General features: G+C 75.8%; 11 protein-coding genes and 1 pseudogene. 4 read left to right on the plus strand and 8 right to left on the minus strand.

Annotation, left to right across the window (positions count from 1 at the left end; all coding sequences use genetic code 11):
* Positions 1-96 precede the first annotated feature (96 nt).
* On the minus strand, positions 97-789 hold the full coding sequence (locus MWU57_RS17345; RefSeq protein ID WP_106265229.1) for a demethylmenaquinone methyltransferase: 693 nt from the start codon (positions 787-789) through the stop codon (positions 97-99).
* Positions 790-879: 90 nt separating this feature from the next.
* Between MWU57_RS17345 and MWU57_RS17350 the strand changes: the two genes are divergently transcribed.
* Complete coding sequence (locus MWU57_RS17350; RefSeq protein ID WP_246910938.1) at positions 880-2,253, plus strand: isochorismate synthase MenF; 1,374 nt, start codon at positions 880-882, stop codon at positions 2,251-2,253.
* A gap of 180 nt (positions 2,254-2,433) precedes the next feature.
* On the opposite strand, the gene MWU57_RS17355 is transcribed toward MWU57_RS17350, so the two are convergent.
* The 4 genes from MWU57_RS17355 to MWU57_RS17370 form a co-directional block, all read right to left on the minus strand.
* Entirely contained in the window at positions 2,434-4,065 is a 1,632-nt protein-coding gene (locus tag MWU57_RS17355) for a trypsin-like peptidase domain-containing protein (protein ID WP_246910939.1), read from the minus strand.
* Between the two features lie 211 nt (positions 4,066-4,276).
* Complete coding sequence (gene menD / locus MWU57_RS17360; RefSeq protein WP_246910941.1) at positions 4,277-6,115, minus strand: 2-succinyl-5-enolpyruvyl-6-hydroxy-3-cyclohexene-1-carboxylic-acid synthase; 1,839 nt, start codon at positions 6,113-6,115, stop codon at positions 4,277-4,279.
* The gene (locus tag MWU57_RS17365) at positions 6,112-7,143 is read right to left on the minus strand and encodes an o-succinylbenzoate synthase (RefSeq protein WP_246910943.1); all 1,032 of its coding nucleotides are present in this window, start codon (positions 7,141-7,143) and stop codon (positions 6,112-6,114) included. The genes menD and MWU57_RS17365 overlap by 4 nt, the downstream gene beginning before the upstream one ends.
* 50 nt (positions 7,144-7,193) lie before the next feature.
* Positions 7,194-7,379 carry a hypothetical protein gene (locus MWU57_RS17370; RefSeq protein ID WP_106264997.1) on the minus strand — a complete coding sequence of 62 codons (186 nt, stop codon included), beginning with the start codon at positions 7,377-7,379 and terminating at the stop codon, positions 7,194-7,196.
* Positions 7,380-7,578: 199 nt separating this feature from the next.
* Here MWU57_RS17370 and MWU57_RS17375 point away from each other — a divergent pair, with 199 nt between their 5' ends.
* Positions 7,579-8,340 (plus strand): SurA N-terminal domain-containing protein, encoded by a 762-nt coding sequence (locus MWU57_RS17375; protein ID WP_246910945.1) that lies wholly within the window; start codon positions 7,579-7,581, stop codon positions 8,338-8,340.
* A 22-nt stretch (positions 8,341-8,362) separates the two neighbouring features.
* Here MWU57_RS17375 and MWU57_RS17380 read toward each other — a convergent pair.
* A pseudogene (locus MWU57_RS17380) lies at positions 8,363-8,692 on the minus strand (hypothetical protein); the annotation flags it as partial.
* Here MWU57_RS17380 and MWU57_RS17385 point away from each other — a divergent pair.
* Positions 8,598-9,584 (plus strand): 1,4-dihydroxy-2-naphthoyl-CoA synthase, encoded by a 987-nt coding sequence (locus MWU57_RS17385; RefSeq protein WP_106264993.1) that lies wholly within the window; start codon positions 8,598-8,600, stop codon positions 9,582-9,584. The pseudogene MWU57_RS17380 and the gene MWU57_RS17385 sit on opposite strands and share 95 nt — an antisense overlap.
* A 6-nt stretch (positions 9,585-9,590) precedes the next feature.
* Here MWU57_RS17385 and MWU57_RS17390 read toward each other — a convergent pair whose 3' ends face one another.
* On the minus strand, positions 9,591-10,646 hold the full coding sequence (locus MWU57_RS17390) for a DUF3048 domain-containing protein (RefSeq protein WP_246910946.1): 1,056 nt from the start codon (positions 10,644-10,646) through the stop codon (positions 9,591-9,593).
* Between the two features lie 10 nt (positions 10,647-10,656).
* Positions 10,657-11,739: a DUF3048 domain-containing protein gene (locus MWU57_RS17395; RefSeq protein ID WP_246910947.1), complete on the minus strand. Its 1,083-nt coding sequence runs from the start codon at positions 11,737-11,739 to the stop codon at positions 10,657-10,659.
* A 176-nt stretch (positions 11,740-11,915) separates the two neighbouring features.
* On the opposite strand from MWU57_RS17395, the gene MWU57_RS17400 reads away from it, so the two are divergent.
* Positions 11,916-12,891: AMP-binding protein (locus tag MWU57_RS17400; RefSeq protein ID WP_246910948.1), on the plus strand; the 976-nt coding region annotated here is incomplete at its 3' end.

The following is a 12,891-nucleotide window of genomic DNA, read 5'->3' on the forward strand; positions in this document are numbered from 1 at the left end:
GCGGTCCGGACCTCGACGTTCGGCAGGCGACGACGTTCGGCAGGCGACGACGTTCGACGCGCGACGACGTTCGGCGCCCCGTCGGGGTGCGGGACCTCAGGGACGGACGGCGCGGTGCAGGGCGACGATGCCGCCCGACAGGTTCCGGTAGCCCACGCGGGACCACCCGGCGGCCAGCATCAGCCGGCCCAGCGCCTCCTGGTCGGGCCAGGCGCGGATCGACTCCGCCAGGTACTCGTACGAGCCCTTGTCCCGCGTCACCGCGGCTGCCACGGCCGGCAGCGCCCGCATGAGGTACTCGAGGTAGACCTGCCGGAACGGCGCCCACGTCGGGTGCGAGAACTCGCAGATGACGATGCGGCCGCCCGGCCGCACCACCCGCAGCATCTCGGCCAGCGCGGCCGAGGTGTCGACGACGTTACGCAGACCGAAGCTGATCGTCACCGCGTCGAACGCGGCGTCCGCGAACGGCAGCCGCGTGGCGTCCCCGGCCACGAACGGCAGGTCGCCGCGACGCGACTTGCCGACCTGGAGCATCCCGAACGAGAAGTCCGAGGGGACGACGACGGCGCCGGCGTCCGCGAACGGCTCGCTGGAGGTCCCCGTCCCGGCCGCCAGGTCGAGCACGCGCTCACCGGGGTGCGCGCCGACCGCCGCGACGGTGGCTCGCCGCCACCGGCGGTCCTGCCCGAGCGAGATCAGGTCGTTCGTCACGTCGTACCGCCGGGCGATCCCGTCGAACATCGACGCGACCTCGGCAGGGTTCTTCTCCAGGCTGGCGCGGGACACGTCGGCCATCGTGCCACGTCTGCCCCGCGCGGTCGCCCGGGACCCCGGCACCCGGGTGCCACGGGCGCGCGTCGGCGTATCCTGGGCCCGATGTCCGCCACGCCCCACCCGGCGCCGGTACCGCCGTCGGGCGCGTCCTCCGGCAGCCGCTCGCACGCCACCGAGCCCCAGCCGCTCGTCGTGCGCACCACGCGCATCGACCCTCTCCCCGCCGACCTCACGGCACTGGTCGACCTGCTGCCCGACACCCGGCCCCTGACGTGGGTGCGCCGCGGCGACGGCCTGGTCGGCTGGGGCGAGGCGCTGCGGCTCGACACGTTCGGACCCGGCCGGTTCGCCGACGCCGAGGCCGCCTGGCGCGCGACGCTCGCCCGCGCCGTCGTCCGGGACGAGGTCGGCCTGCCCGGCACGGGTCCCGTGGCGTTCGGCACCTTCGCGTTCGACGACGGCGGCACGGGCGACCACTTCGACGGCGCCCGCCCGGAGGGCTCGCTCGTCGTGCCGCGGGTCGTCGTCGGACGGCGGGGCGACGTGTCGTGGATGACGACGATCGCTCCCGCGGACCAGCTCGACGCCCCCGGTCCCGCAGCGCTGGCCCGGACGCTCCGCGAACCGGTCACCGACCCCGGGCGGGTGACCCTCGCCGACGGCGCCGTGGCCGCCCGCGACTGGCCCGCCGTCGTCGCCGAGGGGGTCGAGCGCATCCAGGCCGGCGAGCTCGAGAAGGTCGTCCTGGCGCGCGAGGTGCTCGCCACCGCGGAACGGCCCGTGGACCCGCGCTGGGTGCTGCGCCGTCTCGCCGACGGCTACTCCTCGTGCTGGACCTTCTCCGTGGGCGGCATGGTGGGGGCCACGCCCGAGCTGCTCGTCCGCAGCGAGAAGGGGCTCGTCACGTCCCGCGTGCTGGCCGGCACCATCCGTCGCGAGCCGGGGATGAGCGACGACGACGCCCTGCTGCACGCCGCCCAGCTCGCCCGCTCGTCGAAGGACCTGGAGGAGCACGAGTTCGCCGTCAGCTCGGTGGCGCACGCCCTCGAGCCGTTCTGCTCCTCGATGAACGTGCCGGACGCGCCGTTCGTGCTCCACCTGCCGAACGTCATGCACCTCGCGTCCGACGTCACGGCCGTGCTCGACCCGGGCGCCCGGGCGAGCTCGCTGACGCTCGCGGCGGCCCTGCACCCGTCCGCGGCGGTGTGCGGGACCCCGACCGTGGCCGCTCGCGACCTCATCCGGGAGATCGAGGGCATGGACCGCGCCCGCTACGCCGGTCCGGTCGGCTGGGTGGGCGCCGACGGCGACGGCGAGTGGGGCATCGCGCTGCGGTCCGCGGAGCTCGGCGACGACCCGCGCCACGTGCGGCTCTTCGCCGGCTGCGGGATCGTGGCGGCGTCCGACCCGCAGGCGGAGCTGGCCGAGTCCGAGGCGAAGCTGGTGCCGATGTCCTGGGCGCTCGGCGCCGCCTGACGGCCCCCGGCACGGCGATACGGCACAGCGAGCCGGCACGACGATGCGGCCGGCCCGGCACACGAGGTGCCGGACCGGCCGCAGGTGACCGCACGGACCGACTGCGTCCGACGGTGCCCGCGGCGGCGTCGCGTGGACGAAGGGGGGGGGCACGCCGCACCGCCGCGGGAGTCTGTCGGGTCAGTCGCCGAACATCTCGCGCAGCCAGCCGGGGATGTTGTCGGGCTGCGTCGGGTCGGAGGACTCGCCGCCCTGACCGGTGCCGTCGTCGGAGCCCTGCCCGTCCTGGCCCTGGCCGGGAGCGCCCGGCTGCTCGCCCTGGCCACCCTGCGACCCCGAGCCGGTCGTCTCCTCGCGCACGGCGAACGTGACGTCCACCGTCTGCGTCTGCCCGTCCCGGACGTAGGTGATGGTGGCCTGGTCGCCGGCCGTGCGCTCGCGGACGTACGCGGTGAGCGACTCCGCGCCGTTCACCGAGTCCTCGTCCACCGCGACGATCACGTCGCCGGCCTGGAGACCGGCCTCGGCGGCGGGCGAGCCCTCGGTGACCTCACCGATCTCGGCCCCGCGGCGGGTGACGTCGTCGGCCGTCGCCGTCGCGTCGCCGAGCGCCACACCGAGGAACGCGTGCTCCGCGGTGCCGTCCTCGATGAGCTGGTCGGCGACGCTGGTCCCGAGGTTGACCGGGATCGCGAAGCCGAGGCCGATCGAGCCGGACTGGTTCGCACCGCCCGAGAGCGTGGCGATCGACGACGTGATGCCGACGACGCGGCCCTGCGCGTCGAACAGCGGCCCGCCGGAGTTGCCGGGGTTGATCGCGGCGTCGATCTGGATCGCGTTGGTCACGACGACCTCGCTGCCACCCTCGCCCGACGCGGCCACCGGCCGGTCGAGGGCCGAGACGATGCCGGTCGTGGCGGTGTTCGCCAGGCCCAGCGGGTTGCCGACGGCCAGCACCGAGTCGCCCACCTGCACGGCGTCCGAGTCGCCGAACGTGGCGGGCTCCAGGTCGTCCGGGGCGTCGTCGAGCTGGACGACGGCGAGGTCGGTGGTCGGGTCGGTGCCCACGATCGTCGCCTCGTACAGGCGACCGTCGCTGAGCGTGACCTGGACCGTCCCCTCGGACCCCCCGGCGACCACGTGGTTGTTGGTCAGGACGTGCCCCTCGGCGTCGAGGACGACGCCGGAGCCCTCGGACCCGCCGGACTGGCCGGTGACCTGGATCGCGACGACGGACGGCGCGACGGCGGCGGTGACGGCCTGCCAGTCGGGGTTCTGGTCGCTCGAGCTCGCCACGGGAGCCGCCTCGGACTGCTCCGGGGCGCCGACCTCGGCGAGCGAGGACGCGGCGGTGTCGTCGGCCAGGGGGCCGGTGAGCGCGTACGTCGCTCCGCTCGCCAGCACGGCGGCACCCGCCGCCGCGGCCACCACGGGGACCCACACCGACCGCTGGCGCGGCGCCCCGGACTGGTTGCCCTGCGGGTGACCGGCCTGTGGGTGCTGGGTGTGCTGGTACTGCGCGGGGTGCTGGGACTGCGGGGCGTGCTGGTACTGCGCACCGTGCGGACCGGGCTGCTGAGAGCCGGGCTGGTACGACGGCGTGCCGCCGCCGTAGGGCGCCCGGGGGTCCGCGGCGCGGTACGGCGGCTGGTGCGCGGACGGGTGCGCGAAGTCTGCGGACCGGGGCCGCTCGGTCTGACCCTGCTGCGGCTGCTGGTGCGACTGCTGGAACCGCGGCTGCGGCTCGGTGGGCTGCTCGATCGGGTGCTCGCCGTCGGACGGCCGCTGCGGTGACGTGTTGTCGGTGCTCATGTGCCCTCTCCCTCGATGTCCTGGTACCAGGGAACACCGTGTTCCTGGAGCACCCCTTGGGTGAACCTGTGAACTCCCTGGTAATCCACATCGCCGCAGGTCAGGCCTGTACTACCCAGGCACATTCGGCACTACCTCGCGGGGCGAGCCACTACCTCGCGGCGCCACGCACTACCTCGCAGGGCGAGCCACTACCCCGCGGCGCGGCCCACTACCTCGCGAGGGTTCGCCCTACCTCGGCGTGGATGCGGGCGGTGAGGTCGCGGGACTCCTCGAGTCGGGCCGCGCGGGCCACGGGCACCTCGACCACCCGGACCCCCTGCGACGGCCCCGCCAGGACGTGCCGCAACGACGCGACGTCGTCGACCAGCTGATGGTCCACGCCGTACCCCGCGCAGAGCTGCGCGAGGTGCGCCCCGTGCGGGGTGCCGAACACCCGCTCGAACGTCGCCTCCGCGGCCGGGCCGGTCGCCGCCAGCGCCCCGTGCTCGAGCGTCGCGAAGATCGAGCCGCCGTCGTCGTTCACCACGATCACGTCGAGGTCCACGGCGGGCTCGCCCGGCCCCCGCAGCAGGCCGCCCACGTCGTGCAGGAACGTCAGGTCGCCGACCAGCGCCCGCGCACGCCGGCCCGCACGGCCGGCCTCGACCGCGACGCCCGTCGCGGTGGACACCGTGCCGTCGATCCCGGCCAGGCCGCGGTTGGCGAGCACGGTCGGCGCGGGTCCCGGATCGAGGCCGAGCACGAGGTCGAGGTCGCGCACCGGGTTCGACGCACCCACCACGAGGACGTCGTCGGCACCGCTGACGGCGACGACGGCGCGCGCGACGGCGAGCGCCGCGTGCGGCGCGGTGCGCAGACCGCCCTGCACGGCCTCGTCCGTCGTGGCGGCCGCCACGACGGCGGCCGCGGCGTCGCTCGCCGCCCGCCACCGCGCGGCGAAGGCCCCGCCGTCGGCCGGCCGGGTGGGCGCGAACCATCGCTCGTGCAGGGCGCCGACCACGCGGGTCGCGTTGCGAGCGGCGTCGGGCCACGGGCCGCCGCCCGGTGCGACGACGGTGACCGCGACGTCGGGGCGGGCCAGCAGGCGCTGCACGGGCCGCGAGAGTGTCGGGTGCCCGAGGACCACGACGTGCTCGACGTCGTCCGCGAGACCGGCGGCTCCGAGCACCGACCGGTAGGCGACGACGCCGAGCGGTCCGTCGGCGCTGCCCGAGGAGGGTTCGGCGAGCAACGGCCAGCCCTGCGCCTCGCTCAGCCGCCGCGCGGCGGGTCCGGCACCGTCGCCCGCCACGACGAGCGTGCGCGCCCCGTCGCCGGGCAGCGCCGGGTCGGCGCCCGGACCGGCGACGGGCGGCACGACCTCGACCGCACGGCGGGACTCGGCGACCGGCGTGGCCTCGGACCCGGCGGAGCCACCGACCGGGCCGGTCCCGTCGTCCGCGGGGTGCAGCGGGTCCCGGTACGCCAGGTCGAGGTGGACCGGTCCGGGATGCAGGTCTCGTGCGCCGCGCGCTGCCGCCACCGTGCGCCGCACGACGGCGAGCAGGTCACGCACCTCCCCGGCCCGGCCGTCGGGCGCCGGGACGTCGACGGCGGCGCGCACCGCCGTCCCGAAGATCCCGACCTGGTCGGTGGTCTGGGAGGCGCCGGTGCCGCGCAGCTCGTGCGGCCGGTCGGCGGTCAGGAGCACGAGGGGCACGCCGGAGTGGTGCGCCTCGAGCACCGCGGGGTGCAGGTTCGCCACGGCGGTGCCCGACGTCGTGACCACGGCGACCGGTCGCGCAGCCGGCGTGCCGCCGTCGGACCTTGGACCGAGGGCCGACCCGCGCGACAGCCCGAGCGCCAGGAAGCCGGCCGAGCGCTCGTCGATCCGGACGTGCAGGACGACGTCGCCGCGCGCGTCGGCCTCGGCGAGCGCGTAGGCGAGCGGGGCCGAGCGGGACCCGGGGGCCAGCACGACGTCGCGCACGCCCTGGGCGACCAGGTCCGCCACGAGGGCGCGGGCAGCCTCCACCGCGGGGCTGCCCGACGGCGGCACCCCGGTCACGCGGCACGCCCCGTCGCGAGCAGGGCGGCCAACCGGTCGTGCCGCGCGAACCACCGGTCCCGCAGCTCCGGGGACGCCGTGGCCGCGGCCAGGGCGTCCGCGTCCGGGGCCACACGCCGCACCGGCAGCGCACCGTCGACGGGCAGCAGCGGGTGGTCGGTCACGTCGTGCACGAGGAGCTGGGAGGTCGCCAGCCCGCAGGCGTGCGGCAGCTCGGGCAGCGCCGCTGCGAGCGCCACACCGGCCGCCAGCCCCACGGACGACTCGAGCGCGGAGGACACGACGACCGGCAGCCCCACCTGCTCGGCGAGCTCCAGGCAGGCCCGCACCCCGCCGAGCGGCTGCACCTTGAGCACGACGACGTCCGCGGCGTCCTCGCGCACCACCCGCAGCGGGTCGGCGGCGCGACGGATCGACTCGTCGGCGGCGACGGGCACGTCGGTGCCGCGGCGGACCGCAGCGAGCTCGGGCACCGTGGCGCACGGCTGCTCGACGTACTCCAGGCCGCGGGCTGCGGCGTCCAGCAGCGGGATGCGGCGCAGCGCCTCGTCGAGCGTCCAGGCCCCGTTGGCGTCCACGCGGATCGCGGCGTCGGGCATCCCGGCGTCGTCGAACGCGGCGCGGACGGCCTCCACGCGTGCGATCTCGGCGTCGACCGGCTCGACCGGTCCTGGGGTGCCGCCCGCACCGACGGTGCGCTGCGCGACCTTGACCTTGGCCGTGCGGCACCCACCGGAGGCCATCACGATCTCCCGGGCGCGCTCCGGCCCGACGGCCGGCACGGTCACGTTGACGGGGACCCGGTCGCGGACCGGCGCGGGGAACGGGTGGTCCGCCGCCTCCCGGGCCGCGCGCAGCCACGCGGCCGACTCGCCGTCGTCGTAGTCCCAGAACGGGCTCAGCTCGCCCCAGCCGGCCTCGCCGCGCAGGAGCACGCCGTCGCGGACGTCGAGGTGGCGGAACTGGGTGCGCAGCGGGGACGACCAGACGAACCGGTCCTGCCTCGTCGCGGGAAGGATGGCGGGCACGCCCTCAGGGTAGGACGAGCGAGCCGGGACGCGCGGCCGCGGGCACCGCGTCAGTCGGTGAACTCGTCGGGCAGCCTGCCGTGCACCCAGCGGCCCGGCGATCGAGCCGGCACCACCGGGACGGCCTGGGTCGTGGCGGTCGCACGGCGCAGGGCGGCGGCGTCGTAGGCGATGAGCTCGTCGACGACCTCGTCCGGGTCGGCGACCTCGGTGTCTCGAGGTGGCATCGTGTCCATGCGTCCATGGTGCCTCCCGCGTGTGCAGATTTTCAGGACGACGCGCGCGGATGCTCGGCACGCCTTGCAAGAGCCCGAGCACGCCCGGGCGGCAGGCGCACTGCACCCGTTCCTGAACGTCACCTGATCGCCCGGTCGACTCGTTCCCAGGTTGGTGTGGATACGGTCGGTCAACCAGCACCCATCACGAGGAGTGACCATGTCGATCAAGCGCCCGCTCGTCGCGCTCTCAGTGGCCGCGGTCGTCGCGCTCGCCGGCTGCACGTCCGAGACCGACGACCAGACCCCCCCGAGCAGCCCGAGCGCCGAGGCCTCCTCCGAGGCGGGCGCCGGCGCGCCCGAGCCGGACCTGGAGGACGTGCCCGACGTCGTCGCCGAGGTCAACGGCGAGGACGTCGAGCGTGCGGAGTTCGTCACCGCCTACGAGGGCCAGCTGCAGCAGGCGGCGATGTCGCAGCAGACCACCGGCCAGGAGGTCGACCAGGACGCCCTCAAGCAGCAGGTCGCCGAGCAGCTGGTGGGCAACCGGCTGCTGACGCAGGCGGCCACGGAGGCCGGCATCGAGGCCACCGACGAGGACATCGAGACCACGCTCGAGGGCATCGCGGCGCAGAACGGGCTGCAGTCCGCGGACGAGGTGGTCGCCGCCCTCGGCGAGCAGGGCATCTCGGAGGACGAGGTGCGCGAGGACGCGGCCGCCCAGTTCCAGGTCAACGCCTACATCGAGGCCGAGGCGGACATCGAGGAGCCGAGCGAGGACGAGCTGCGCGAGCAGTACGACACCCTCGTCGAGCAGATGGGGTCCCAGGGTGGCGAGGGTGCCTCGCAGGCCGAGATCCCGCCGTTCGAGGACGTCCGCGACCAGCTCGCGCAGCAGGCCGTGGGCGAGCAGCAGGCCGCGGCCGTCGACGGCATCGTGGCCACCCTGCGCGACGAGGGCGACGTGACCATCCACCTGTGAGCGTCAGACGCACCACGTCGATCTCGAGGTTGTCGGAGTCGCGGTGGTGGAAGACCCGTGCGTCCTGGGCATCGGCGTAGGCGCGCAGGTCTCGGACCACCAACGACTCGAAGAGGAGGCCGAAGGTGTTCAGGTCTGCGAGGAGCCGATCGGCGTCGCAGGCCAGCCGGGCTGCACTGTGCAGCCCGGCTGGACTGCACTGTGCAGAACGAGTCACCCCGGGCCGGCGGTCGACGGGGCGCACTACGCTGGCCCGCGTGAGCACCAGCGACCTTCCCACACCCGTCTCCGCGACGTTCGACGCCTCCCGGTGGCGCACCGTCGCCGGGTTCGACGACCTGACGGACCTCACGTACCACCGGGGCGTGGAACGCGACGCAGCGGGCGCCGTCGTGCGCGACCTGCCGGTCGTCCGGGTCGCGTTCGACCGGCCCGAGGTGCGCAACGCGTTCCGTCCGCACACCGTCGACGAGCTGTACCGGGTGCTGGACCACGCCCGCATGACCTCCGACGTCGGGACCGTGCTGCTCACCGGCAACGGGCCGTCCCCCAAGGACGGCGGCTGGGCGTTCTGCTCCGGCGGCGACCAGCGCATCCGGGGCCGCTCCGGCTACCAGTACACGACGGCCGACGGCGCGGGGCGGCCCGTCGACGGCGCCGACACGGCCGACCACGTGGACCCGGCCCGCGCCGGGCGCCTGCACATCCTGGAGGTCCAGCGCCTCGTCCGCACCATGCCCAAGGTGGTGATCGCCGTCGTCGACGGCTGGGCCGCCGGGGGCGGGCACTCGCTGCACGTCGTGGCCGACCTCTCGATCGCCTGCCGCCAGCACGGGAAGTTCAAGCAGACCGACGCCGACGTCGGCTCGTTCGACGGCGGGTACGGCTCGGCCTACCTGGCGCGCCAGGTCGGGCAAAAGCGGGCGCGGGAGATCTTCTTCCTCGCGCGGGAGTACTCGGCGGACGACGCCGAGCGCTGGGGCGCCGTCAACGAGGTCGCGGACCACGAGGACCTGGAGGGCCTCGCCGTGGAGTACGCGCGGACCATCGCCGGGAAGTCCCCGCAGGCGGTGCGCATGCTCAAGTTCGCGTTCAACCTGGCCGACGACGGGCTCATGGGCCAGCAGGTGTTCGCCGGGGAGGCGACGCGGCTCGCCTACATGACCGACGAGGCCGTCGAGGGTCGGGACGCGTTCCTCGCCAAGCGCGACCCCGACTGGTCGGGCTTCCCGTACGCCTTCTGAGCGCCGTCAGGGGTTGACGTCCAGCCCGCCGGACGTCGGCAGCAGCTCGACCCAGGTCGCGCCCGGCTCCAGCTCGACGGGCTCGCCGCCCGCCACGAGCTCGACCGGGTCGCGCACGGACTCCTTGGACCACTCGGCCTCGAGGACCCTGCCGCCGCTCGCCACGAAGGCCGTTCCCGAGCCGACGAGCTGCGTCTCCGGCACCGGCGCGCCCGCCGGGTCCTTGAAGCTCGTGTCCACCACCTCCACCTCCAGCACCACCACGTTCGCCGCGGCGTGCCGCTCCCCCGACGCCGCCATCGACGGGTCGGCACCCTCGCGGCGCAGCCAGGCACCGGCGTCGGCGTCCCAGTCCCACCCGGCGGTCTGGCGGGGCGACAGGTGGACGTCCAGCGAGGACCGCTCCGCGCCGTCGGCCACGGCCGTGCTCCTGCCCTCGGCGGCGAACGCGAACTGGGCCGGCGGGGGTGCGGTGCGCTCGCCGTCGGCCCGTGCCAGGAACGCCTGCGGGTCGCCGATCACGTTGTGCGGGGCAGCGGCGCCGGGGTCGCGGCGGAACCCGGGATCGCCGGCGTCCATGATCACCGACTGCGTGCCCGCGGCGCGGACGTCGTCGATGAACGGCTGCTGCGCGCCGGAGTAGGCGAGGATCCCGTCCAGCGGCGCCACGATCGCCGGGTCCATCGGTCGCACCGAGCGGACCGGTTCGACGGCGTCCGGCACCCGCGAGTGGTAGACGGCCACGAACCTGGTGACGCCGCCCTCGATGACCTGCTCCCAGACCATGTCGGCGGCGTCGAGGCCGGTCTGCGGGCGCACGACCGGGTCGTTCTCGATCTTGACCGCGAGCGCCGGGCGGGCGGCCACCTCGTCCGTCTCGACGCCGGTCAGGGGCCACACGATCGGCGCGTCAGGCGTGGGCGGCGCGGTCTTCTGCGCCTCGACGGGGGCCGGGACCGTCGTCGTCGGTGCCGGCTCCGGGTCACCACCGCAGGCGGTCACGAGCACGGCGATCAGGGCGAGCGCCCCCGGCGCCGCCCGCCGCGCGAACCGTACGGTCATCGACGCTCCCTCACGACACGTCCCACGAGCCGGAGCCCCGCGGCACCAGCTCCACCCACGTGTTCCCCGGTTCGAGCAGCACGTCACCGCCACCGCGCAGCGACAGCCGCAGCGGCGCCTTGGTGCCCTTCTTGGACCACGTGACCGGCACGGCTCGGCCCCCGCCCAGGAGCATCCCCCTGCCCCGGTCGACGAGCTCCGCCTTCGGGACGGAGGCGCCGCTCGGGTCCCGGTAGCCGGTGCTGGTGACGTCGACCTTCAGCAGCAGCACGTTGCGTGCCGTGACGCGCTTGCCCGAGGACATCGACGCCCGGCCGTCGTCGCTGCGCCGGTAGGACCCCCCGGCCCACGTCCACGTGGTGCGCTGCGCCGGGGAGAGCCGCACGTCCGCCGTCCGACCCTTCTTCCCCTCGGCCCGGGCCGTGGCGTCCCGGCGCTTCGTCGCGTGCTCGAACTCGGCCTTCGGCGGTTCGGCGCGCTTGCGGTCGGCCTGCCGCGCGAACGTCTTGACGTTCCCGTAGACGTTGTGCGGCGCGGCACGCGAGCTGCTGCGCCAGAACCCGCGGTCGCCGTCGTCGTTGGTCAGCAGCTGCGTGCCGGACCTCTCGACCGCCCGCAGGAACGGCGGCTGCCCGCCGGACGCGGCGAGGATGCCCCGCAGGGGCGCCACCGTCGCGGGGTCCATCGGGCGCACGGAGCGCACCGGACCGACCTGGCGCGGGTAGGTCGAGTGGTACACCGCGACGAACCGGCTGATGCCACCCTCGACGACCTGCTCCCACACGACGTCCGCGCGGTGCAGCCCGGTGTGCGGCCGCGACGCGGCGGAGTTCTCGATCTTCACGGCGACCGCGGGCCGCTCGGGGACCTTCGCGGTGCCCGTCCGCACGCCCGTCAACGGCCAGCGCGGCGGTTCGGGCTCCGGCTCGGGCTCGGGGACGACGACGGCGGGCGGGGCGATCTTCGCCCGCGACACGTCCGGGGCCACCGTGACCCGCGGGGCGCTCTGCGGGTCGGTCCCCGGTGCGCACCCGGCGGCGGCGAGCACCAACGACGCCGCCAGCACCGCGGACGCTGCTCTCCTGAGCGTCATGGCACCTCCTCGTCCCCACAGGATGCACCACGGGCGCACGGGAGGCCCGTATCCCGTCCGGCGGGGTCGGCCAGCGCGGGGGGTGCGAGCAGGGCCGGGTGCGAGCGGGGCCGGGTGCGAGCGGGGCGGCGCACCGGCCGTGCGGGCCGACGCCGGGCGCGGCCTATCGTGAGGCCGTGAGCACCCCCGACCTCGCCGCGCTCGTGGACGGCATGCGCCGTGCGCTGGACGGCGGCCCACCCGTCGCCCCGCTGCCCCGCCTCACGGCGCACGTGCCGCCGTCGGGCACCGCGCTGGTCGTGCGTACGTCCGGTTCGACGGGGACGCCGCGCGAGGTCGCGCTGAGCGCCGCGGCCCTGCGGGCGTCGGCCGCCGCGACCGCGGACCGGCTCGGCGCCCCCGGCCGCTGGGTCCTCACGCTGCCGGCCACGCACGTGGCGGGCATGCAGGTGATCGCCCGGTCGCTGCTGGCCGGCACGCCGCTGACCGCCGCGGGCGGCGGCCCGTTCACCCCGGACGGCCTGACCGACCTGCTCGCCGGACCGCTGGCCGGTGACGACCCGGTGCACGTCTCGCTCGTACCCACCCAGCTGCACCGCGTCGTCGAGGCGGCCGACGGCGGTGCACCGGCCGCGCTCGACGCGCTCGCCCGGTGCGGCGCCGTCCTGCTCGGCGGTGCCGCGACCCCGCCCCGGCTGCTGGAGCGCGCCCGCGACGCCGGCGTCCCCGTGGTGCGCACGTACGGCATGTCCGAGACGGCCGGGGGCTCCGTCTACGACGGCGTCCCGCTGCCGGGCGTGCGGGTCCGCCTCGCTCCCGTCGACGAGGAGGCCGGCGTCGTGGAGATCGCCGGTCCGGTGCTCGCGACCGGCTACCTCGGGGACGACGTCGCCACGGCGGCGGCGTTCGTCGACGGCCCGGACGGGCGCTGGTTCCGCACCAGCGACCTCGGCGCGGTCGACGGCGGCGTGCTCCGGGTGGTCGGCCGCGCGGACGACGTCGTGGTCACGGGCGGGGTGAACGTCGCCCCGGCCGCGGTCGAGGCGGTGCTCGGCGAGCTGCTGGCCGCCGAGGTGTGCGTCGTCGGCGTGCCGCACGACGAGTGGGGCCAGGAGCTGGTGGCCGTCCTCACAGCCGCTGTGGGTGCACGAC

It is taken from the genome of Isoptericola sp. S6320L (assembly GCF_023015685.1).
Lineage (GTDB): Bacteria > Actinomycetota > Actinomycetes > Actinomycetales > Cellulomonadaceae > Isoptericola > Isoptericola halotolerans_A.